General features: G+C 40.9%; 22 protein-coding genes. 6 read left to right on the top strand and 16 right to left on the bottom strand.

The features are described 5' to 3' along the window. Positions 1-130: 130 nt before the first annotated feature. Both glgP and malQ read right to left on the bottom strand, forming a co-directional pair. Complete coding sequence (glgP, locus tag QM818_RS05025) at positions 131-2389, bottom strand: glycogen/starch/alpha-glucan family phosphorylase (protein ID WP_414299992.1); 2259 nt, start codon at positions 2387-2389, stop codon at positions 131-133. A 25-nt stretch (positions 2390-2414) separates the two neighbouring features. Continuing rightward, positions 2415-3932 carry a 4-alpha-glucanotransferase gene (malQ, locus tag QM818_RS05030; RefSeq protein WP_414299993.1) on the bottom strand — a complete coding sequence of 506 codons (1518 nt, stop codon included), beginning with the start codon at positions 3930-3932 and terminating at the stop codon, positions 2415-2417. Between the two features lie 485 nt (positions 3933-4417). Here malQ and QM818_RS05035 point away from each other — a divergent pair, with 485 nt between their 5' ends. From QM818_RS05035 to QM818_RS05055, 5 genes are all read left to right on the top strand, one after another. Continuing rightward, positions 4418-5689: an extracellular solute-binding protein gene (locus tag QM818_RS05035; RefSeq protein ID WP_261203758.1), complete on the top strand. Its 1272-nt coding sequence runs from the start codon at positions 4418-4420 to the stop codon at positions 5687-5689. A 109-nt stretch (positions 5690-5798) separates the two neighbouring features. After that, entirely contained in the window at positions 5799-7091 is a 1293-nt protein-coding gene (locus QM818_RS05040; protein ID WP_061759676.1) for a sugar ABC transporter permease, read from the top strand. 1 nt (position 7092) lies between these two features. After that, positions 7093-7935 carry a sugar ABC transporter permease gene (locus QM818_RS05045; protein ID WP_004236955.1) on the top strand — a complete coding sequence of 281 codons (843 nt, stop codon included), beginning with the start codon at positions 7093-7095 and terminating at the stop codon, positions 7933-7935. Positions 7936-8197: 262 nt separating this feature from the next. Then, positions 8198-8998 (top strand): DUF1189 domain-containing protein, encoded by an 801-nt coding sequence (locus QM818_RS05050; protein ID WP_414299994.1) that lies wholly within the window; start codon positions 8198-8200, stop codon positions 8996-8998. A 9-nt stretch (positions 8999-9007) separates the two neighbouring features. Beyond that, the gene (locus QM818_RS05055) at positions 9008-9994 is read left to right on the top strand and encodes a LacI family DNA-binding transcriptional regulator (RefSeq protein WP_414299995.1); all 987 of its coding nucleotides are present in this window, start codon (positions 9008-9010) and stop codon (positions 9992-9994) included. 29 nt (positions 9995-10023) lie between these two features. Here the strand turns inward: QM818_RS05055 and QM818_RS05060 are convergent, their stop codons facing one another. The 13 genes from QM818_RS05060 to rgg form a co-directional block, all read right to left on the bottom strand. Next, the gene (locus QM818_RS05060) at positions 10024-10965 is read right to left on the bottom strand and encodes a YitT family protein (RefSeq protein ID WP_000806276.1); all 942 of its coding nucleotides are present in this window, start codon (positions 10963-10965) and stop codon (positions 10024-10026) included. After that, on the bottom strand, positions 10943-12706 hold the full coding sequence (gene aspS / locus QM818_RS05065) for an aspartate--tRNA ligase (RefSeq protein ID WP_414299996.1): 1764 nt from the start codon (positions 12704-12706) through the stop codon (positions 10943-10945). Before aspS ends, QM818_RS05060 begins: the two co-directional genes overlap by 23 nt. A 154-nt stretch (positions 12707-12860) precedes the next feature. Next, the gene (locus tag QM818_RS05070) at positions 12861-13091 is read right to left on the bottom strand and encodes a hypothetical protein (RefSeq protein ID WP_000832185.1); all 231 of its coding nucleotides are present in this window, start codon (positions 13089-13091) and stop codon (positions 12861-12863) included. A gap of 17 nt (positions 13092-13108) precedes the next feature. Continuing rightward, positions 13109-13750: a CPBP family intramembrane glutamic endopeptidase gene (locus tag QM818_RS05075; protein ID WP_049534890.1), complete on the bottom strand. Its 642-nt coding sequence runs from the start codon at positions 13748-13750 to the stop codon at positions 13109-13111. A gap of 9 nt (positions 13751-13759) precedes the next feature. Further along, positions 13760-14458, bottom strand: a complete 699-nt coding sequence (locus QM818_RS05080) for an ABC transporter permease (RefSeq protein WP_049534888.1) — start codon at positions 14456-14458, stop codon at positions 13760-13762. Continuing rightward, the gene (locus QM818_RS05085; protein WP_061425775.1) at positions 14451-15275 is read right to left on the bottom strand and encodes an ABC transporter ATP-binding protein; all 825 of its coding nucleotides are present in this window, start codon (positions 15273-15275) and stop codon (positions 14451-14453) included. The genes QM818_RS05080 and QM818_RS05085 overlap by 8 nt, the downstream gene beginning before the upstream one ends. Positions 15276-15285: 10 nt before the next feature. Further along, positions 15286-16020, bottom strand: coding sequence for a DUF3169 family protein (locus tag QM818_RS05090; RefSeq protein ID WP_414299997.1), 735 nt, complete (start codon positions 16018-16020; stop codon positions 15286-15288). An 11-nt stretch (positions 16021-16031) separates the two neighbouring features. After that, complete coding sequence (locus tag QM818_RS05095) at positions 16032-16220, bottom strand: hypothetical protein (RefSeq protein WP_414299998.1); 189 nt, start codon at positions 16218-16220, stop codon at positions 16032-16034. Continuing rightward, positions 16220-16426, bottom strand: a complete 207-nt coding sequence (locus QM818_RS05100; protein WP_001176233.1) for a helix-turn-helix transcriptional regulator — start codon at positions 16424-16426, stop codon at positions 16220-16222. The genes QM818_RS05095 and QM818_RS05100 overlap by 1 nt, the downstream gene beginning before the upstream one ends. Positions 16427-16435: 9 nt before the next feature. Beyond that, complete coding sequence (locus QM818_RS05105) at positions 16436-16900, bottom strand: hypothetical protein (RefSeq protein WP_414300002.1); 465 nt, start codon at positions 16898-16900, stop codon at positions 16436-16438. After that, the gene (gene hisS, locus QM818_RS05110) at positions 16900-18180 is read right to left on the bottom strand and encodes a histidine--tRNA ligase (protein WP_172924717.1); all 1281 of its coding nucleotides are present in this window, start codon (positions 18178-18180) and stop codon (positions 16900-16902) included. The genes QM818_RS05105 and hisS overlap by 1 nt, the downstream gene beginning before the upstream one ends. Positions 18181-18362: 182 nt before the next feature. After that, positions 18363-19610 carry an MFS transporter gene (locus QM818_RS05115; protein ID WP_414299999.1) on the bottom strand — a complete coding sequence of 416 codons (1248 nt, stop codon included), beginning with the start codon at positions 19608-19610 and terminating at the stop codon, positions 18363-18365. A gap of 306 nt (positions 19611-19916) precedes the next feature. Further along, positions 19917-20768 carry a quorum-sensing system transcriptional regulator Rgg gene (rgg, locus tag QM818_RS05120; protein WP_414300000.1) on the bottom strand — a complete coding sequence of 284 codons (852 nt, stop codon included), beginning with the start codon at positions 20766-20768 and terminating at the stop codon, positions 19917-19919. A gap of 124 nt (positions 20769-20892) precedes the next feature. Between rgg and QM818_RS05125 the strand changes: the two genes are divergently transcribed. After that, entirely contained in the window at positions 20893-21234 is a 342-nt protein-coding gene (locus QM818_RS05125; protein ID WP_061425783.1) for a metal-sulfur cluster assembly factor, read from the top strand. 60 nt (positions 21235-21294) lie between these two features. On the opposite strand, the gene ilvD is transcribed toward QM818_RS05125, so the two are convergent. Beyond that, entirely contained in the window at positions 21295-22998 is a 1704-nt protein-coding gene (ilvD, locus tag QM818_RS05130; protein WP_000137343.1) for a dihydroxy-acid dehydratase, read from the bottom strand. Positions 22999-23150 lie beyond the last annotated feature (152 nt).

The raw sequence follows: 23150 nt of genomic DNA on the forward strand, positions 1-23150 counted from the left end.
GCTGTCTATGATTTCTCTCTATTTTTAGACAGGATTGACCCAAATCCACATCATTCAAATAAAGAGGCAAAAAAGCGAATTTCAATCGAAACTCGCTTTTTTACAAGATGTATTAGTATAAATTTGTATATTAGTCTAAGTGCCAGATATCTTCGTTGTACTGAGCGATTGTACGGTCAGATGAGAAGAATCCTGCTTTAGAGATGTTAACAATGACTTTATCCAACCATGCGTCACGGTCTTCGTAGTCAGCCAACATTTGTTCTTTAACCTTGATGTAGTCTTCCAAGTCAAGAAGAGTCATGAACCAGTCTTTGTTGATCAATTCATTGTAAAGACGTTCCAAGCGCTCTTTGTTTCCAGCTGCAAGAACTGCATCGCTAACGATGAAGTCAACCAATGGTTTGATAGCTTCACGAGCGTAGAATTCGCTTGATTTGTATGCTGCTTTATCGTAAAGGTCGATAACAGTTTCTGAATCTTCACCGAAGATGTAGATGTTTTCATCTCCAACCAACTCAGCGATTTCCACATTAGCACCGTCCATAGTACCAAGAGTCAAAGCTCCGTTCAACATGAATTTCATGTTACCAGTACCTGAAGCTTCTTTAGAAGCAAGTGAGATTTGCTCTGAGATATCACATGCTGGGATAAGGAAGCTTGCTGCAGTAACGTTGTAGTTTTCAACCATAACTACTTGCAAGTGTGGAGCTACTGCTGGATCGTTAGCAATAACTTCTGACATACAAAGAATCAAGTGGATGATGTCTTGAGCGATTGTGTAGGCTGGAGCTGCTTTACCACCAAAGAAGATTGTGATTGGGCGAGCAGGGATGTTACCAGCTTTGATGTCAAGGTATTTGTGGATCACGTACAAAGCGTTCATTTGTTGGCGTTTGTACTCGTGAAGACGTTTGATTTGGATGTCAAAGATAGAGTTTGTATTGATTTCCACACCTTGGTGTTCTTTCAAGTGACGAGCCAATTTACGTTTGTTGTGAGCCTTGATGCTTTCCAATTTTTCTTTGACAGCTGCTTTGTCTTCATAAGACAAGAGTTTTTCAAGCTCATCTGCTTCATGGTGCCAACCTTCTCCAATAATCTCATCCAAGTAGTGAGATAGTCTTGGGTTAGCATGCATGAGCCAACGACGGAAAGTGATACCGTTTGTTTTGTTGTTGAATTTTTCTGGGTAAAGGTCGTAGAAGGCTTTCAATTCAGAGTTCTTCAAGATTTCAGTGTGGAGTGCTGCTACCCCGTTAACACTGTATCCGTAGTGGATATCCATGTGAGCCATGTGAACACGTCCGCTCTCATCGATGATTTGAACAGCTGGATCTTTGTATTCTGCTTTCACACGACGGTCCAATTCTTCGATGATTGGTACCAAGTGAGGAACCACTTCTTGCAAGAATTCAAGAGGCCATTTTTCAAGGGCTTCAGCAAGGATTGTATGGTTAGTGTAGGCAGTCATGCTACGAACGATTGAGATTGCTTCGTCAAGTTCGATACCACGAGCAGTCAAAAGACGGATCAATTCAGGGATAACCATTGATGGGTGAGTATCGTTGATTTGGACAACTGCGTAGTCAGCAAGGTCATGCAAGTTGCTTCCTTTTTCGATTGCTTCTTCGATGATCAATTGCGCACCGTTTGAAACCATGAAGTATTGTTGGAAGATACGGAGCAATTCACCTTGACGATCACTATCATCTGGGTAAAGGAAAAGAGTCAAGTTGCGAGCGATATCTGTCTTGTCAAAGTTGATACCGTCTTTAATGATTGAAGAATCAACAGAATCCAAGTCAAACAAACGCAAGCGGTTCTTAGTTTCTGTCTTGTAACCAGGTACATCGATATCGTAAAGAGTTGATGTCAATGTGAAGTGAGCAAATGGCACTTGGTAGCTACGGCTTGAGCGAACCAACCAGTTTTGCTCTGTCAACCATGCGTTTGGAATTGTTTCTTGTTGGTTATTTTTAAGAACTTGTTGGAAAAGACCGTAGTGGTAGTTAAGACCAACACCGTCACCGTTCAAACCAAGAGTAGCAATTGAGTCGATAAAGCAGGCAGCCAAACGTCCCAAACCACCATTACCAAGAGATGGTTCCAATTCAACTTCTTCAACTTCAATCAAGTCTTTACCTGCAGCTGCAAGTTCTTTTTTAACATCGTCGTAAAGACCAAGATTGATCAAGTTGTTTGACAAAAGTTTACCAATCAAGAACTCAGCTGAGATATAGTAAACTTTTTTCTTACCAGTGTTAACTGGTTTTTTGCTACTTGCAAGCTTGCTGTAGTTAAGAAGAGCCAGATAAAGCTCTTCATTGCTACATTCTGCAATGGTTTTATTGTAACGATTTTGTACAAATTCTTGTAGTGATAACATGTTTAAGGTGTCTCCTGATATTGTATTATTTCTTTAAATCTACCAAATTTTCATTGATTCGGCGATAGATTGTTGTCAAGTCAAGCAAGCCTTCCTCGACAGCTGGTGTCAATTGATCTTCAGTCATACGCCAAGACCAGTTTCCACCAAGGGTAGATGGGAAGTTCATACGAGCTGCCTCATCCAATTCTAGCAAATCTTGCATAGTTGCAATTGCCATGAAGCTAACTGATGAAAAGACTGTACGAAGCATAGCGTGTGGCACTGTTTCATACTCTTTACGGTTCGTGTAGCGAGCCATGTACTCACGAGTCGCATCATCGATCTCGTTACGGTACCAACCAAGGACCGTATTGTTGTCGTGAGTTCCTGTATACATAACTGAGTTAGCAGGTGCCAAGTGTGGGCTATCGATGCTTTCGTCTTCTGGATTGAAGGCAAATTGAAGAATCTTCATTCCTGGGAAGCCAGTACGTTCACGCAACTCAATAACTTCATCTGTCATGAAGCCAAGGTCTTCAGCGATGATGTTTAACTCACCAAGTTCTTCCTTAACAGCTGCAAAGAGCTTGTAGCCCGGACCTTTGACCCACTCACCAGGTGCTGCTGTATCGGAACCAGCAGGGATTTCCCAGTAAGATTCAAAACCACGGAAGTGGTCGATACGAACGATATCGTAGATTTTGAAGCTTTCACGCAAGCGTTCAATCCACCATTTATAGCCGTCTTTATCCATTGCTTCCCAGTCATAGATTGGGTTACCCCAAAGCTGACCAGTTGCAGAAAACTCATCTGGTGGGCATCCTGCGATGCAAGTTGCCTTACCGTTGACATCTGTCTTGAAGAGATGTGGATTTGCCCACATATCGCTTGAATCTTCCGCTACATAGATTGGCATGTCCCCAACGATTTCGATGTGGTTGTCGTTAGCGTAAGCTTTCAATTTCAACCATTGTTGGAAGAAGAAGTATTGAGTCACACGGTGGTAAACCAACTTGTCTGCCAATTGCTCACGATAGCTTTCAAGTGCTGAAGCTTTACGAACGCGAGCATCAGCATCTGGCCATTCAGTCCAAGCAAGATTATCAAAATGCTCTTTGATAGCCATATACTCAGCAAAGAGCTCAAGCCATGATTGGTTGTCTTGAGCAAATTTCTCAAAATCTTTAACATCTCCAACTTCAAAGAAACGTTTCACCGCTTTTTCTAAAAGAGGACGACGTGCATAGTAAATCTTAGCATAGTCGACTTCAGACGCATCGCTACCAAAGTCAACTCCTTCAAGGTCACTTGCTTCCAACAAACCTTGCTCCACCAAGATATCCAAATCGATAAAATGAGTGTTCCCTGCGAAGGCTGAGAAAGATTGGTAAGGAGAGTCTCCGTAACTAGTTGTTCCTAGTGGAAGGATTTGCCAGTAACGTTGTTTTGTGCGAACCAAGAAATCAACGAAGTCGTAAGCACTTTGACCAAATGATCCGATTCCGTAGGCTCCTGGGAGAGAAGAGATGTGCATCAACACACCACTTTGACGTTTTTTCATAAACAACACCTCGTGTATTTGTAGTTTAATTTTTCATTTTTGGGCGCAAACGTTTGCGTTAATATAAGTATACTTCATTTTTGGAATAATTGCAAGCGGTTTTAAAAAAACTTTTTGATTATTTTTTAAAAAAACTTGCCCTTATTTATGTATACATATACATTTTTCTTTTCTATTTGCAAAATCTTCTTCAACTACAAATAGAAGGGGCAACTTAGCCTACGTTTGGTCTAGAGCAATTTATTTTTTGTTCAAAATTTAGGCAATCGTTTCCCTAAATAATTTCAGTAAAATCATGAAAATATGTTTTCTGACTTTTCTTCTATTATAAACAAATAAAACGCTTACTCTTTTCGTGAAATTTTTTTAAAGTTTTTACAAAAAACACTTGCAACCGTTTTCTATTTGTGCTATACTAGTCCCATAAAGGAAAACGTTTGCGTTTCCTCATTATAAAATTTGTTATTCTTTAGGAGGAATACACTATGTCATCTAAATTCATGAAAAGCGCTGCTGTGCTTGGAACTGCTACACTTGCTAGCTTGCTTTTGGTAGCTTGCGGAAGCAAAACTGCTGATAAGCCTGCTGATTCTGGTTCATCTGAAGCGAAAGAAATCACTTTCTACGTTGAAGATCAATATAAAGCATTTGCTGAATCAGCTGCAAAAGCTTACGAAAAAGAAGCTGGCGTAAAAGTGACTATCAAAACCGGAGACCAAATGGGTGGTCTTGACAACCTTTCTCTAGATAACCAATCTGGTAAAGCTGCTGACGTTATGATGGCACCATACGACCGTGTAGGTAGCCTTGGTACTGACGGACAACTTTCAGAAGTTAAATTGAGCGACGGTGCTAAAACAGATGATAAAACTAAATCTCTTGTAACAGCTGCTGACGGTAAAGTTTACGGTGCTCCTGCCGTTATCGAGTCACTTGTTATGTACTACAACAAAGACTTGGTAAAAGAAGCTCCAAAAACATTTGCTGACTTAGAAAACCTTGCTAAAGATAGCAAATATGCCTTCGCTGGAGAAGATGGAAAAACTTCTGCTTTCCTAGCTGACTGGACAAACTTCTACTTTGCATACGGACTTCTTGCTGGTAACGGCGGTTACGTATTCGGACAAAACGGTAAAGACGCTAAAGATATCGGTCTTGCCAACGACGGCGCTATCAAAGGTATAGAGTACGCTAAATCTTGGTATGAAAAATGGCCTAAAGGTATGCAAGATACTGAAGGAGCTGGAAACCTAATCCAAACTCAATTCCAAGAAGGTAAAACAGCTGCTATCATCGATGGACCTTGGAAAGCTAAAGCCTTCAAAGACGCTAAAGTAAACTACGGTGTTGCAACTATCCCAACTCTTCCAAACGGAAAAGATTACGCAGCATTCGGTGGTGGTAAAGCTTGGATCATCCCATCAAGCACTAAGAACCTTGAAGCTGCTCAAAAATTTGTAGACTTCCTTGTTTCAACTGAAGAACAAAAAGCCTTCTACGATACAACTAACGAAATCCCAGCTAACACTGAAGCTCGTTCATATGCTGAAGGTAAAAATGATGAGTTGACAACAGCTGTTATCAAACAGTTCAAGAACGCTCAACCAATGCCAAACATCTCTCAAATGTCAGCAGTTTGGGACCCAGCTAAAACAATGTTGTTTGAAGCTGTAAGTGGTAAGAAAGATGCTAAGACAGCAGCTAACGATGCTGTAACATTGATCAAAGAAACAATCAAACAAAAATTTGGTGAATAAGAAATTTGTTCAAGGGGGGTGGAAATCAAATCCCCCTTTGAATTTATCAACAAAAACACAAATAGTTTAGGTTTTATCTAGAAACCAGTATCCTATGAAAGGAGTTATTATGGAAAAGCAACAACCTAGTAAAGCAGCCCTGCTGTCTATCATTCCTGGGTTAGGACAGATTTACAATAAACAAAAAGCCAAAGGTTTTATCTTCCTTGGTGTAACCATCGTATTTGTCCTTTATTTCCTAGCACTTGCAGCCCCTGAATTGAGCAATCTTATCACTCTTGGTGACAAGCCAGGTCGTGACAATTCCCTCTTTATGCTGATTCGTGGTGCCTTCCATTTAATCTTTGTAGTCGTTTATGTACTCTTTTATTTCTCAAATATTAAAGATGCACATACAACTGCTAAACACATTAACAATGGTATTCCAGTAGCACTTACCTTTAAAGAAATGATCAAAGGAATCTATGAAAATGGCTTCCCTTACCTCTTGATCATTCCATCTTATATTGCAATGACTTTTGCGATTATCTTCCCAGTTATCGTAACCTTGATGATTGCCTTTACCAACTACGACTTCCAACACTTGCCACCAAACAAATTGTTGGACTGGGTTGGTTTGACAAACTTTACAAACATTTGGAGCTTGAGTACCTTCCGTTCAGCCTTTGGTTCTGTTCTTTCTTGGACTATCATCTGGGCTTTATCTGCCTCAACTTTGCAGATCGTGATTGGTATCTTCACAGCTATCATTGCTAACCAACCATTTATCAAAGGAAAACGTATCTTTGGTGTTATTTTCCTTCTTCCTTGGGCTGTCCCAGCCTTCATCACTATCTTGACATTCTCAAACATGTTTAATGATAGTGTCGGTGCTATCAACACTCAAGTCTTGCCGATCTTTGCTAAATTCCTTCCTTTCCTTGATGGGGCTCTTATTCCTTGGAAAACAGACCCTACTTGGACAAAGGTTGCCTTGATTATGATGCAAGGTTGGCTTGGATTCCCATACATCTACGTTTTGACCTTGGGTATCTTGCAATCTATTCCTAACGACCTTTACGAAGCAGCTTATATTGACGGTGCTAATGCTTGGCAAAAATTCCGCAACATCACTTTCCCAATGATCTTGGCTGTTGCGGCACCTACTTTGATTAGCCAATACACCTTCAACTTTAACAACTTCTCTATCATGTACCTCTTCAATGGTGGAGGACCTGGTAGTGTCGGAGGTGGAGCTGGTTCAACCGATATCTTGATCTCATGGATCTACCGTTTGACAACAGGTACATCTCCTCAATACTCAATGGCGGCAGCTGTTACCTTGATTATTTCTATCATTGTCATCTCAATCTCTATGATTGCATTCAAGAAACTACACGCATTTGATATGGAGGACGTCTAAGATGAATAACTCAATTAAACTCAAACGTAGACTGACTCAAACCCTTACTTACCTCTACTTAATTGGCCTATCAATCGTGATTATCTATCCACTTTTGATTACCATCATGTCAGCCTTTAAAGCAGGTAACGTCTCAGCCTTTAAACTAGATACTAATATCGACCTCAATTTTGATAACTTTAAAGGCCTCTTCACTGAAACCTTGTACGGTACTTGGTATCTCAACACTTTGATTATCGCCTTAATTACTATGGCTGTTCAAACAAGTATTATCGTACTTGCTGGTTATGCTTACAGCCGTTACAACTTCTTGGCTCGTAAACAAAGTTTGGTCTTCTTCTTGATTATCCAAATGGTGCCAACCATGGCCGCTTTGACAGCCTTCTTCGTTATGGCACTTATGTTGAACGCCCTTAACCACAGCTGGTTCCTCATCTTCCTCTACGTTGGTGGTGGTATTCCGATGAACGCTTGGCTCATGAAAGGCTACTTCGATACAGTGCCAATGTCTCTAGACGAATCCGCAAAACTAGACGGTGCAGGACACTTCCGTCGCTTCTGGCAAATTGTTCTTCCACTTGTTCGCCCAATGGTTGCCGTACAAGCTCTCTGGGCCTTCATGGGACCTTTCGGGGACTACATCCTCTCTAGTTTCTTGCTTCGTGAGAAAGAATACTTTACTGTTGCCGTAGGTCTCCAAACCTTCGTTAGCAATGTGAAAAACATGAAGATTGCCTACTTCTCAGCAGGTGCTATCCTCATCGCCCTTCCAATCTGTATTCTCTTCTTCTTCCTACAAAAGAACTTTGTTTCAGGACTTACAAGTGGTGGCGACAAGGGATAATTTATCCCCGCCACCCTTTTTCATTTTATACTCTTCGAAAATCTCTTCAAACCATATCAGCTTTTATCTGCAACCTCAAAGCTGTTCTTTGAGCAGTCTACGGCTAGCTTCCTAGTTTGCTCTTTGATTTTCATTGAGTATTAGCAATTGCTTACTGTAAGTAATATCCTTACAATAAGCAATTTTTCTCCTAGACTTGAAATAAAGCACATTTCTCTATATAATAATACTCATATAGAAAACACCTTTTAGAAAGATACCTATGCTTCCATATCCATTTTCCTATTTTTCAAGTATTTGGGGATTTCGTAAGCCCCTGTCTAAACGTTTCGGGCTCAACTGGTTTCAACTTCTCTTTACCAGTATCTTCCTTATTAGCTTGTCTATGGTACCCATTGCCATCCAAAACAGCTCACAGGATACTTATCCGCTAGAAACCTTTATCGATAATGTCTATGAACCATTGACAGATGAGGTTGTCCAGGATCTCTCTGAACATGCTACAATTGTTGATGGTAAATTAACTTATACTGGAACAGCTAGTCAAGAGCCTTCTATTGTGATCGGTCCAAGTCAAAGCAAGGAATTACCTAAGGACTTGCAACTGCATTTCGATACGAATGAGCTAGTCATCAGCAAAGAAAGTAAAGAACTGACCCGTGTCTCTTACCGAGCGATTGAGACTGAGAGTTTCAAAAGTAAAGACAGCTTGACCCAAGCCATTTCTAAAGACTGGTACCAGCAGAATCGTGTCTATATCAGTCTCTTTCTAGTTCTCGGTGCGAGCTTCCTCTTTGGTTTGAATTTCTTTATCGTCTCTCTAGGAGCGAGTCTTCTCCTTTATATCACTAAGAAATCACGCCTCTTTTCATTTAGGACCTTTAAAGAGTGCTACCATTTTATCTTGAACTGTTTAGGATTACCAACTCTGATTACACTTATTTTGGGACTCTTTGGCCAAAATATGTCAAACCTCATCACTGTACAAAACATTCTTTTTGTTCTGTATCTGGTCACTATCTTTTATAAAACGCATTTCCGTGATCCAGATTACCATAAATAGGAGATTTTTATGCCCGTTACGATTAAAGATGTGGCCAAGGCTGCTGGTGTTTCACCTTCAACCGTAACCCGTGTTATTCAAAATAAATCAACCATTAGCGACGAAACAAAAAAACGTGTTCGCAAGGCTATGAAGGAGCTCAATTACCACCCCAACCTCAATGCTCGTAGCTTGGTAAGTAGCTATACCCAAGTTATCGGCTTGGTGCTTCCTGACGACTCAGATGCCTTCTATCAAAATCCTTTCTTCCCATCTGTCCTCCGTGGTATTGCCCAAGTCGCCTCTGAAAACCACTACGCCATTCAGATCGCGACAGGTAAAGACGCCAAAGAGCGACTCAAAGCTATTTCCCAGATGGTTTACGGCAAACGTGTAGATGGTTTGATTTTCCTCTATGCCCAAGAAGAGGACCCTTTGGTTAAGTTAGTAGCAGACGAGCAATTTCCTTTCCTTATCTTAGGTAAATCTCTATCTCCCTTCATTCCACTTGTCGATAATGACAATGTCCAAGCTGGTTTTGATGCGACAGAGTATTTCATCAAAAAAGGATGCAAGCGAATTGCCTTTATCGGAGGTACTAAGCGACTCTTCGTAACACAAGACCGTCTGACAGGTTACGAGCTAGCTCTAAAACAATACCAACTTCCTCTCGATACTAATCTGACTTACTTTGCTACTGAATTTCTTGAAGATAATGGTTATCGCTTTAGTAGACTTCTCTTCAAACACGATCCAAATATTGACGCTATTATTACCATTGATAGTCTCCTTGCTGCAGGGGTCTGTGATTACATCGCAAAACACCAACTGGATGTCCCTGTCCTCAGCTTCGACTCAGTCAATCCCAAGCTCAACTTGGCAGCCTATGTCGATATCAATAGCCTAGAACTTGGTCAAACATCATTTGAAACGATTCTTCAGATTATCAACGACGCTAAGAGCAATAAACAAATTTGTTACCGTCAGTTAATCGCCCACAAAATTATCGAAAAATAAAAACCAGCTCGCGCTGGTTTTTTTAGTCACTAATTTTCTGTTTCAACGAATCGTCCCAGAATATGAACATTCTCAGATACAGAGACAAAGGCGCCTGGGTCCACCTGTTTCATAATCTGTTTAAATTCATTAAACTCTGCACGTGTAATGACAGTAATTAAAACTGCCTTTCTCTCGTGATTATAGGTTCCTTCTGCATCGTGGATCATGGTTGCTCCGCGGTGCAATTTTTTATGGATTTTCTCAATTACTTTATCTGGATGATTGGTCACAATCATGGCCTGCATGCGTTTTTGCTTGGTAAAGACCGCATCTGTCACACGGCTAGAGACAAAGATGGTAATCATAGAATAGAGAGCGTATTTCCATCCAAAGGTCAAACCTGCTATCAGCATGATGGTCCCATTGACCAAGAAAGAAATACTACCGACATTCTTACCTGTTTTCTTGCGAATAGTCAGGCTGACGATATCCGTCCCACCACTGGAGATATTGTTTCGAAGAGCAAAACCAATCCCCAAGCCCATGACAACACCCCCAAAAAGGGCATTGATAATAGGATCCTCTGTCAAGGTCGCCACAGGGACAAACTGGATAAAGAAGGAACTCATAGATACCGTGATAAAGGTAAAGACGGTGAACTTATGGCCAATCTGATACCAAGCCAAGACCATCAAAGGAAAATTAATGGCGTAAAAGGTCAGTGAAATCGGAATGTGAAAACCAAACCAGTGATTACTCAAGGCAGAGATAATCTGTGCCAGACCTGTTGCACCACTCGAATACACATGCCCTGGTTGGAAAAAGAAATTGACCGCTACTGCTGATAGAAATCCATAGACCAGAGAGGCCGAAATCTTCTCGTCATACTTCTCACGAGAGATACTTTGTAAGACACGTAAAATTTTTATCTGGTGAGCAAAGCGGCGCAGATAATAGCGCCACCGCTTAATTCGTTTTGCTTGTTTCATCTTCTTCTACTTGTAAGCTGAGTTCCTCTAGTTGTTTGAGAGCTACTGTTGAAGGAGCTTGTGTCATTGGGTCACTTGCCTTGTTGTTCTTAGGAAAGGCAATAACTTCACGGATATTTTCTTCTCCAGCTAATAGCATGACAAATCGGTCAAGTCCGATAGCCAAGCCACCATGTGGTGGGAAACCATAGTCCATGGCTTCAAGAAGGAAGCCAAACTGGTCATTTGCTTCTTCAGCTGAGAAACCAAGAGCCTTGAACATACGTTCTTGAAGGTCTTTTTGATTGATACGAAGGCTACCACCACCAAGCTCATAACCGTTCAAGACAATATCGTAAGCAATGGCACGAACCTTAGCCAAATCGCCTTCTAATTCGTGAGCAGTTTCTTCCTGTGGTAGAGTAAATGGATGGTGGGCGCTCATGTAGCGACCTTCTTCTTCAGACCATTCAAACATTGGCCAGTCAACTACCCAAAGGAAGTTGAATTTATCGTTGTCAATCAAACCAAGCTCTTTGGCAATACGTCCACGAAGGGCACCGAGCGTTGCATTAGCCACTTCAAGCGTATCTGCCACAAAGAGAACCAAGTCCTTATCTTCAAGAGCAAGCGCTGTTGTCAATTCTGCTTGGATGCCTGCCAAGAACTTAGCAACTGGTCCATTTAATTCTCCATCAACTACCTTGACCCAAGCAAGACCTTTGGCACCGTACTGTTTGGCTACTTCCGTCATCTTGTCGATGTCTTTACGTGAATAGTTGTCCGCAGCGCCTTTGACCACAATGGCTTTTACAGCAGGTGCTTCTGAAAAGACTTTGAAGTCAACACCTTTGACCACTTCTGTCAAGTCCTGAAGCAACATGTCAAAACGGGTATCAGGTTTGTCAGAACCATAAAGAGCCATAGCATCGTCATACTTCATACGAGGGAATGGAAGCGTTACTTCGATGCCTTTAGTTTCTTTCATCACGCGCGCAATCAATCCTTCTGTGATATCTTGGATTTCTTGCTCAGTAAGGAAAGACGTTTCCAAGTCAACCTGAGTGAACTCAGGCTGGCGGTCACCACGCAAGTCCTCATCACGGAAACATTTAACGATTTGGTAGTAACGGTCAAAACCAGCATTCATCAATAACTGCTTAGTGATTTGCGGACTTTGAGGAAGCGCGTAAAAATGCCCTTTATTGACACGAGATGGCACCAAATAGTCACGCGCCCCTTCTGGTGTTGACTTAGAAAGGAATGGTGTTTCCACGTCGATAAACTCCAACTCATCCAAGTAGTTGCGGATAGAGTGGGTCACCTTAGCACGAAGTTTAAGATTTTCCAACATTTCTGGACGACGAAGGTCAAGGTAACGGTAACGCAAACGCGTATCATCATTGGCCTCAATGCCATCCTTAATCTCAAATGGGGTTGTCTTAGCTGTATTCAACACTGTCAAGGCTGTCACGTTTAACTCAACTGCACCAGTTGGCAACTTATCATTGGCTTGCTCACGCGCAGCGACCTGTCCAGTCACCTCGATAACAAATTCGCTACGAAGGCTTTCAGCTGTTGCCATAACCTCTGCAGATACTTTTTCAGGGTTGATAACCAACTGCATGATTCCTTCACGGTCACGAAGGTCGATAAAGATCAAACCACCAAGGTCACGACGACGGCCAACCCATCCTTTCAAGGTCATTTCTTGTCCGATGTGTTCCTCACGAACACGACCAGCATACATACTACGTTTCATTGTTTCTCTCCTCTTTTATTCTGTTACTATTTTACCATAAAAGCGCAGGCTCTTCATGAAAATCATCAGAAAAGTTTGCCAGTCTTTAAAAATCAGGTAAAGTCCCTAAAAATTAACGCCCATACAAAAATCCGATGAAGTTCACCGGACTCTTTTATTTTGAATTGTTGCCTGCTTTGCGCTTTTCAGCAATTTCGGCTGCCTTTCTCGGCAAGACAATTTCCGTTGTGTAAGCTGTCCCAAAGCGCAAGACACCTGCAATAGGGGCAAAGACAACTGCTAGATAGTTATAGAAGAAATCGCCCTTAAAGGCATAAGCTAGCGCTCCAATGATGAAAAATAGAACGACTGCTTGAATCACTGCTAATAAAATTACTCGTTTCATGTGACCTCCTAACTCTATTATAGCATGAGAATCATCAAAAAGCCGACTAAATTATTCAAAGCGTGGAGAGAAATACTGTAGACCAGACCTTTTCTGCTAATATAAGCCAAGCCCAAACTAAAACCAAGGCTAAAATAGACAAAAAATTGTTGCACATCACCTGGGAAATGAATCAAGGTAAACAGAACACTGGATACCAGAAGAAAAATCAGAGTTTGTTTACTATTGTCCTGCTTAGGAAAGAGATAGCGCGCTAACATCCCTCTAAAGATAAGTTCTTCCGTCAGAGGAGCAAAAATAACGACCGCAAAGAATGAGAAAAGTGGTTGAGACAAGGTCAAGTCTATCGCTATTTGCTGATTTACTGAAGGATCATTCGGCAAGAAAAACTGGACAACCAGAGATAAGAACCAAACCAAGGCAGGAAGCCAAATAAATCGGTTGAAGCCACTCTTCTCAATGCGAACAGGACCTTTCTGATACCATTTGTAAATGCCGTACACATAAACTCCAGCCAAGGCCACATAGAGCAAGGTCACAGCATAGGGTGAAGCGCCTAAGGCAAGCGACGTAGTCGCGAGCCCCTGAATGAAGCCATAGATGAATAAAAAGGATAGAATGGCTAGAAGAAACCAGCCAAGGTTTTTAAGTAATTTCATAAAGTTCTCCTATCTTGCTTTATAGCTGTTTTTCAATACAAAGAGGTTTGCTATCCCTAACACAAGTACCCAGGCAAGTAACATACCGATGTTAGAAAAAGATATTTCCCCACCTTTTTTATTTAAAAGATTTACAATTGGACCAATAAAAGAGTAATCCAACACTTTCTGAGCCGTATCATTTTGAAGAGCAATCATAGGTAAAAAAGAGACAATTAACATAGGAAAGATACTATAAACTTGCGCTTTAGATTGAGTATCTGACACCGCACCGATTAGAAGGTTGAGAAAAATAATACTAATAGTTGCTAGGAGCAAATAGATAACGTAGGCAACTAAATAACTCGATACATCTACTTTAAGATAGATGGGAAGTACAATCATAGCAAGTAACATTATCAGAATAGGGAGAACAAGCATACTAAGAGTATATTCTGTTGCTGTCACGCCACTTAGGAGGAGTGATTTAAGATTTCGTTTTTCCTTATCTTCTGCCATCATAATCGATACCATATAACCACTTCCCATGCTCAAGACCATCGTCAAGCTAGCAGATAGTAAAAATAGGCTCAATTGTCCATTCTTATTTGAAAATTCATTATATAAAACAGCAATACCAAAAGGCATCAATAGACTCGCCAACAAAGTTGAATTGCTGATAAGAACTTGTAATCTTAACCATAGTAGGGCATTTAATTTTCTAAACATCTAACTTTTCTCCTGTCAATCTGATAAAGATTTCTTCTAGTGTCGGCTCACAAGAGTGAACCACCATCAAATCTGTCGTGTCTAAATGTGGCAATTCTTCAAATGGAACTATCTGTTCTCGTCCATCGTTATAAACCACATGTACTTTCTTATCCACATGATACTTCTGGATAATATCTTGTGGACTTCCATACTCTATTAAGTTTCCCTTATTTAAAAGAGATAAGCGATCACAAAGCAGAGTTGCTTCATTCATATCATGCGTGGTCAGAAAGATAGTTGTCCCCGCCTGCTTTAATTCTTGAAGTAGGGTATGAATCATCTTAGATGTTGTAGGGTCTAAGCCACTGGTTGGCTCATCTAGAAAGAGAATCTTAGGAGCATTCAGAAGGGCACGAGCCAAGAACATTCGTTGTTTCATTCCTGTAGATAGTTTTTCTGCGATAATATCTTTAGCATCTGCCAATCCAACCTGTTGGAGCACCTGATTTACTCTATCTGACTTGAGGCCATATAACTTAGCGTAAATGAGCAGATTTTTGTAAAGACTCATCTTTTCATAAAAGCCACTTCCATCACTCACAATACCAATTTGTTCCAAATCATTTGAGGTTAAATCTTGAGAATTCTTGCCTAACAAAACTGTTTTACCTTGATCTGCAGCCAACTGACCTGTCAAGACATTGATCATGGTTGTTTTACCTGAGCCAGAAGGGCCAAGAAAACCAAAGATTTCACCCTCCTTAATCTCAAAAGAAATCTGATGAAGAGCTTTTTTGCTCCCAAAACTTTTGCTTACATTTTCAACACGAATCATAGAAACTCCTTTATTTGAAATAACGTTTCACCATAGGTAACTGCATCACACCGATATAAATATGGATCACTCCTACCAGCAAGAAAGCTAGTAACTGAATCTCTCCTGTCAGCAAGGAAAAGAGAGCAATCAAAAAGTAGAGACCTGGCAAGACATATTGGTTTAATTGGAATAAAATTCGAAAACTCTGTTCCAAATTAGCCTGGCGCTCCCCTTCATCGCAAGAATTGACATAGTCTAAATAATCCTTTGGTGTAGAGAAAAATGCCAAATCAAACTGACGAACAATCGCAATAGTCTTATAAAAATATTTTTGAGCATTAAAAATCAACACTAATCCCAAAAAAGAAAGAGGTAAGATTAGATTGCTTCTATCTAGTACAATCACTTCACTTCCTGAAATAAAGAGAGCCAATAAAATCGCTACACTTGTAATATGAAAAGCAATAGTTCCAAACTCAAGATTACGATGCATTTGCACATAATAGGTTTCATTCAAATCATCATCCATTTCCTCTTGATACAAGGAGTGAAATTTTCTGCTTTTATTTAAGAAATTGAACGTCAAAAGAATGCTAATAAAACCTATCAGTAAACAAATAGCTGATATCCATGGTATCAAGACTTTTACATCTAACATAATTTCGTGGGATTCGGCACGTGCCTTAAACATCCCTACAAACATGCCCAAGAAACCTCCCAAGACAACAGACATTAAAAATAACAATCCATGTTTCTTTTTCATATTCATTCTCCTTATTCACTTGCTAGATTTTTGGATTTCTTTTCAATCCAGTCAACGACTGGGATAAGAGCAAAGTAGGCCCAAACAAATTGGTCGCTTTGATAGGGATTAAACCAGCCTAGGTCCATCCCAATCAGTAGAAATACGCTGACTAATAGAGCTATGGCAACTACATAATAAATCACTCTATACTTGTTCATCACTCGTCCTCCTCCAAGCGAAATACCGATTCGACTGTTTCGTTGAAAATCTGAGATATTTTCAAGGCAATCACAACGGACGGGGTGTATTCGTCCCGTTCTAATAGGCTGATAGTCTGTCTGGAAACCTCTGCTAGCTTGGCTAGTTCGGTTTGATTGAGGCCATCGCGAGCCCGAAGCTCTTTTAGACGATTTTTTAGTTGCATGTTACACACCTACTCTCCGTCAAATTCAACGGCTTGGATATCCTCAATACGTTGCAACTTGAATTTTTCTTTTCCTTTTTTATTAACACGACGTAGCTTGACCCATTCCTCATCAACATCCACAACTTCCCAGTTATCTGTTCCAAAAACTTGTCCAACGATTGTCGGTGTTTTCCCAATCAATTCTTTTAATAATCTTGACATTTCTTTATTTCCTTTCTGTTTTTGCTCAATTCTTTTGATTTTATTCTCTAATTTCTTGACCCTTTGGGTATGATAGAGATAAAACATAATCACAAGAGGTACAAATCCTAATGCCCACATAATCGTTCCCTGCTCCTTTTCTCTTAACTTGATTATATTGTAACACATCTTTTTCTTTTTGACAAGCATATTTGTCAAAAAGTTTATGATTTTTGTCATTTTGCAAAAGAAAAAGGTCAGGAGTAAAATCCTGACCAGTTTATCTACTATTAAAAGCCTAATTTTTCAAAGATTTCTGAGAAGTTTTGGCTGATAGCATCAAGTGATACTTGCACTTCTTCTCGTGTTTGGTTGTTCTTGACCGTTACTTGTCCGCTTTCGACTTCACTCTCACCTAGGGTGATGAGGGTCTTAGCTGCAAAGACATCAGCTGACTTGAACTGAGCTTTGAGTTTACGGTTAAGGTAATCACGCTCTGCTTTGAAACCTTGTTGGCGAAGAGCTTGGACTAGTTCTAGGGCTTTTACATTTGCTCCATCACCCAAGACTGCGATATAGACATCTAGGGCGTTTTCGATAGGAAGAGCAACACCTTGCTTTTCAAGAATGAGAAGCAGGCGCTCTACACCAAGTCCAAAACCAAATCCAGCAGTTTCCGGGCCTCCAAAGTAAGAAACCAAACCATCGTAACGACCACCCGCACAGACTGTCAGGTCATTGCCCTCAATCTCAGTGATAAACTCGAAAATGGTGTGGTTGTAGTAGTCCAGACCACGCACCATATTGGTATCGATGATATAGTCTACTCCAAGATTTTCCAACATCTGACGCACAGCATCAAAGTGTGCTTGGCTTTCTTCATCAAGGAAGTCCAAGATAGAAGGCGCATTCTCTACTGCTACCTTGTCTTCTTTTTCCTTAGAGTCCAAGACACGGAGAGGATTTTCCTCCAAACGGCGTTGGCTATCCTTAGATAAAGTCTCCTTAAGCGGTGTCAAATAGTCAATCAAGGCCTGACGATAAGCCGCACGGCTCTCAGGATTTCCAAGCGTGTTGAGGTGCAATTTGACACCTTGGATGCCGATTTCTTTCAAGAAATGAGCTGCCATAGCGATGGTTTCCACATCGGTAGCTGGATTACTAGAGCCAAAGCACTCAACACCAATCTGGTGGAATTGGCGCAAACGCCCTGCCTGTGGACGCTCATAGCGGAACATAGGGCCCATATAGTAGAACTTACTTGGCTTTTGCACTTCTGGCGCGAAGAGTTTATTTTCTACATAGGAACGGACAACGGGCGCAGTTCCTTCTGGACGGAGGGTAATATGACGGTCACCCTTGTCATAGAAATCGTACATTTCCTTGGTTACGATATCCGTTGTATCTCCGACAGAGCGACTGATGACCTCGTAATGCTCAAAAATAGGCGTACGCACTTCTGCATAGTTGTAGCGCTTGAAAATCTCACGGGCAAAGCCTTCAACGTACTGCCATTTGGCAGACTCAGCAGGTAAAATATCCTGCGTTCCTTTTGGTTTTTGTAATTTCATAGGGAATCCTCTTTAAACTTAATAGTCTTATTTTACCATAAATAGAGGGATTAAAACAGTAAGAAAAAATTAGGATTTATACTCAATGAAAATCAAAGAGCAAACTAGGAAACTAGCCGCAGGCTGTACTTGAGTACGGCAAGGCGACGTTGACATGGTTTGAATTTGATTTTCGAAGAGTATTAGATATCATTTTTGAGATTAAGGATTGTCAAAAGAATAGCTAGCAAGGAAAGACCAACAAATAGCATCCAAGTCAACTGTATATTCCATACAGCTATAAGTGAAAAACAAGCTGTTCCCACAGGTATGGATAAGGTGAACAATAAACCTAAAAAATTACTGGTACGAGCTAGAACCTCTGGAGCTAGATTTTTCAGGAGCAAGGCACTAATCTTTGGTTGAACTTTACCAGACACATACAGAGTTGAACAGAGAAATAGTAAACCAAGTACGACTTGATTGAATAAATTAGCTAGACCAACTAGACTGAGTCCTACGGTCACCCACATCATCAATCTAGGCAGGGACTGCTTCCCAAAATAATCATTGCCCGTAAGGCTACTGATGATGATTGCTAACAAAGCACAGAATTGACTGATAAATAATGCCTCTGTGTAAGAAAAGTCCAAAAGAGAATGGCTCAAAAAGAAGATGTTATAGATGCTTCCTAAAGCGCCGCCCAAGGCATTGATAAGCAAGACAGCAAAGAGCATAAAACCAAAGTTTTTCTGTCCACCTTTAAGAAAAACAAGGCGTAAATTTCGGTAAATCGTTAGAAATTGGTCTTTGATAGAAAGCTTCTCATTTTTTAGTGATTCACCATCAGCAGATGACATTGACAGGCTCAATTTGCTTTTTCCTAAAAAGAGAACAGAGGCTGATACTAGGAAGAAACAGGCATTGATTCCCGCAACAAGGGAAAAATTGTTGACCGATAGACCTAAGAGCCAGACTCCAAAAGCTTGACCACCAATAGCTGAAATATAGGTGATGAACTGGGAAAAAGAATAAGCCTCCATCAAATCCTCTTCAGCTACTTTTTCCTTAATAAGAGGCATGCGCAAGCCACCTGCAAAATCACTGATGACATCACTAATGACATTGATTAAACACAGGCTAGAAAAGGCAAATAGACTAGCTTGCTGGACAACTAGGGCTGCTAGAAAAAATAAAACCGCCTGAAACAAACCGCTATAGACCATCCATTTGACCTTGTCCCTCGTGTAATCTGCCCGAATCCCTACAAAAACTGTAAAGAGAGTCGGAAGAATCATGACAATATTCGCCATAGCAACAGCAAAAGATGCTTGTGGCAAGGTCGATGCATAAACGATAAATACCAGGTTAAAAATCGAAGCACCAAAAGCATTGAAGAAGCGTGACAAAGTCAAGAGTCGATAAGCTTGATTTCTAAACAATAGTTTCATAGGTAATCTCCCTTCTTGTTCGAATACTCAATGAAAATCAAAGAGCAAACTAGGAAGCTAGCCGAAGGCTGTACTTGAGTACGGCAAGGTGAAGCTGACGTGGTTTGAATTTGATTTTCGAAGAGTATAAGTTTTATGTGAAGTATGACTATAGTATAACACTTAGAAATTTTAGAGGAAAAACTTTTGAATATATGCAACAAATAAAATGAGCAAAAAGAAACAATAGGATTTCTCCAGTGACACGAGAGAGTCCAACAGTTCTATCGCTTCAAATTTCAAATAATTTTCTTAGTTTGCAAATATTCAACAATCGGGAGTTTTTCTATAGTATTCAGCAGATTTATTACAGCCGAGCATCTCAAAAATACGGACAGCATTCTCCATCTTTTTCTGGCCTTCCTTGACTCTACCTTGCTTGCTATCAAGGAGACCTTCCGCCCACAAATAGACCGTTCGGAAATAGGTTTCATTTTCATTGTAGAAATGCTCTTCGATAACACGTTTAAAATAAGAGGCATTGGTAAATTCTTCACATTCAATGCTGGCTAAAAAACCATTCAATAGTATAGTGTGAAAAAGGTTTCGATTGCCAGACATTTCCATTAGAAAATCAGATTTACGTACCATTTCTCGTACATATCTAGTGAAAAGAGAAACAGATAAAAAGGGAGAACTGACTGAAAATAAATTGAGTTCATAGATTCCCCAGATCTCGGTAGAAAACAAATAATCATGAAGAACTTTCCCTTCCTCTGCTGTTAACTCTACCCTTTCATCCATGCTCTTCATATAAGATTTGATCATAATGGCATTTAGAATATGTTTCTGTTTGTTTTGAGAATGTGCATGCTTTTGATACTCCCTGCGATACAAGTCCTCAAGCGGAGCTATGTTCTTTGGATTCAAGACATCTATGATTTCTTTTCTCAACTCAGAATCTGTATCATACTGAAAACCTCTCGCCAGAAAGAGGATTTCCTCCACACTGGCAGATATGTTTTCTAGGGCAAATAAAAACTTTTCCACCGAAAGCTCACTCTGACCTGTTTCAAAGCGGGACAACATAGACGGCGAAAATTGTCCCCCAGTTGCTTGTCTCAGAGAGATATTTCTTGACTCTCGTAATTGTCTAAAGACTTTTCCAATCTGCTCCATAGGCTTCCCCTTGATTCAGTATTTTCTTTATATTATCATATTTTTTCAGAAAATTCATCAAAAACTTGCCAAATTGTCAGAATTATGAGAAAATAGAGGATATTTATCACGTGGAGGGACTGTAATGAGAGAGGATATCAAAATCAATGACCGCGCTTTGGCCTTGCAAGACCAAATTATCGAAAAACTAGAGAAGGTTTTTGATACAGATGTGGAATTGGATGTTTACAATCTAGGGCTGATTTATGAAATCAATCTGGACGAAACGGGTCTCTGCAAGATTGTCATGACCTTCACCGATACTGCCTGTGATTGTGCCGAAAGCCTGCCTATCGAAATCGTGGCAGGTCTGAAACAAATTGATGGTATCGAAGATGTCAAGGTTGAAGTTACCTGGTCGCCTGCCTGGAAAATCACACGAATCAGTCGCTACGGCCGTATTGCCCTTGGACTGCCACCTCGTTAAGCAGGCAAATTACTTTTGAAGATGAAAAGAAGCAAGCCGAAGTTGGCTTGCTTTTTGAATTTACTTTTTACCTGACTTGTCCATATTCCAGAAGTCTGTCACGGCTCCGCGTGAAGCAGATGATACGATGTGGGCATATTTACCGAGGACACCACGACTGTAAAGTGGTGGCAAGGTTGTTTCTGCCTTGCGTTTTTCAAGTTCTTCTTCGGATACGGCCATAGATATTTCTTTGGTATCTTGATCAACCGTAACGATATCGCCTGTACGAAGGTAGGCGATTGGTCCACCATCCTGAGCTTCAGGAGCGATATGTCCAACAACCAGACCATAAGTACCACCAGAGAAACGGCCGTCTGTCAAGAGGGCAACCTTGTCTCCCTGACCTTTACCAACAATCATTGATGAAAGTGAGAGCATCTCAGGCATACCAGGACCACCCTTAGGTCCAACGAAACGAACAACGACTACATCGCCATCAACGATTTCATCTGTCAGAACGGCCTGAATCGCATCTTCTTCTGAGTCAAAGACTTTAGCTGGACCAACGTGACGACGCACTTTCACACCTGATACCTTGGCAACCGCACCGTCAGGGGCAAGATTTCCGTTCAAGATGATAAGCGGACCATCCGCACGTTTTGGATTTTCAAGTGGCATGATAACTTTTTGACCTGGTGTGAGGTCTGCAAAGTCAGCTAAGTTTTCAGCGACAGTCTTACCAGTACATGTGATACGGTCTCCGTGAAGGAAGCCATTTGCCAACAAGTACTTCATAACCGCTGGGACACCACCGACTTCATATAGGTCTTGGAAGACATACTGACCAGAAGGTTTCAAGTCAGCCAAGTGAGGCACACGCTCTTGAATCGTATTGAAGTCCTCAAGTGACAAGTCAACATTGGCAGCATGGGCAATGGCAAGCAAGTGAAGGGTGGCATTTGTAGAACCACCGAGAGCCATGGTTACAGTGATAGCATCTTCAAAGGCTTCACGAGTCAAGATATCTGATGGTTTGAGACCAAGTTCCAACATCTTAACAACAGCACGTCCTGCTGCTTCGATGTCTTCTTTCTTATCAGCTGATTCAGCTGGGTGAGATGAAGAACCTGGCAAACTCATACCCAAAACTTCGATAGCAGTCGCCATGGTATTAGCAGTATACATACCACCACAGCCACCAGGTCCAGGGCAGGCATTACATTCGAGACGTTTCACGTCCTCAGCTGTCATATCACCGTGGTTCCATTTTCCGATACCTTCAAACACAGAAACTAAATCGATGTCTTTGCCGTCAAGATTTCCAGGTGCAATGGTTCCACCATAGGCGAAAATAGCTGGGATATCCATATTAGCAATGGCAATCATAGAACCAGGCATGTTCTTGTCACAGCCACCGATAGCGACGAAGGCATCCACGTTGTGACCACCCATAGCCGCCTCGATTGAGTCTGCAATGATATCACGAGATGTCAAAGAGAAACGCATACCAGGCGTTCCCATAGCAATCCCGTCCGCTACAGTGATAGTCCCAAACTGCACAGGCCAAGCACCTGCAGATTTGACACCCTCTTTAGCAAGTTTCCCAAAATCATGCAAGTGAATGTTACATGGTGTATTTTCCGCCCAAGTCGAAATAACCCCTACAATCGGTGTTTCAAAGTCCTTATCTGTCATACCAGTAGCACGGAGCATGGCACGGTTTGGTGATTTAACCATGCTGTCATAAATGCTACTGCGATGACGTTTATCTAATTCAGTCATTTATTCCCTCCCATTTCAGTTTTTACTATTATAGCACATTTTAAAAGCAATGAACAGAAGAAAATTCTTGAATTTTCAGAAAATTCTATACACATATAAACATTTTAAATTAAAAACAACAAAGCGGATCAGGGCACTTTCTGATTACCAGA

This window comes from Streptococcus mitis, from assembly GCF_047464035.1.
In the GTDB taxonomy this organism is placed as follows: domain Bacteria; phylum Bacillota; class Bacilli; order Lactobacillales; family Streptococcaceae; genus Streptococcus; species Streptococcus mitis_DX.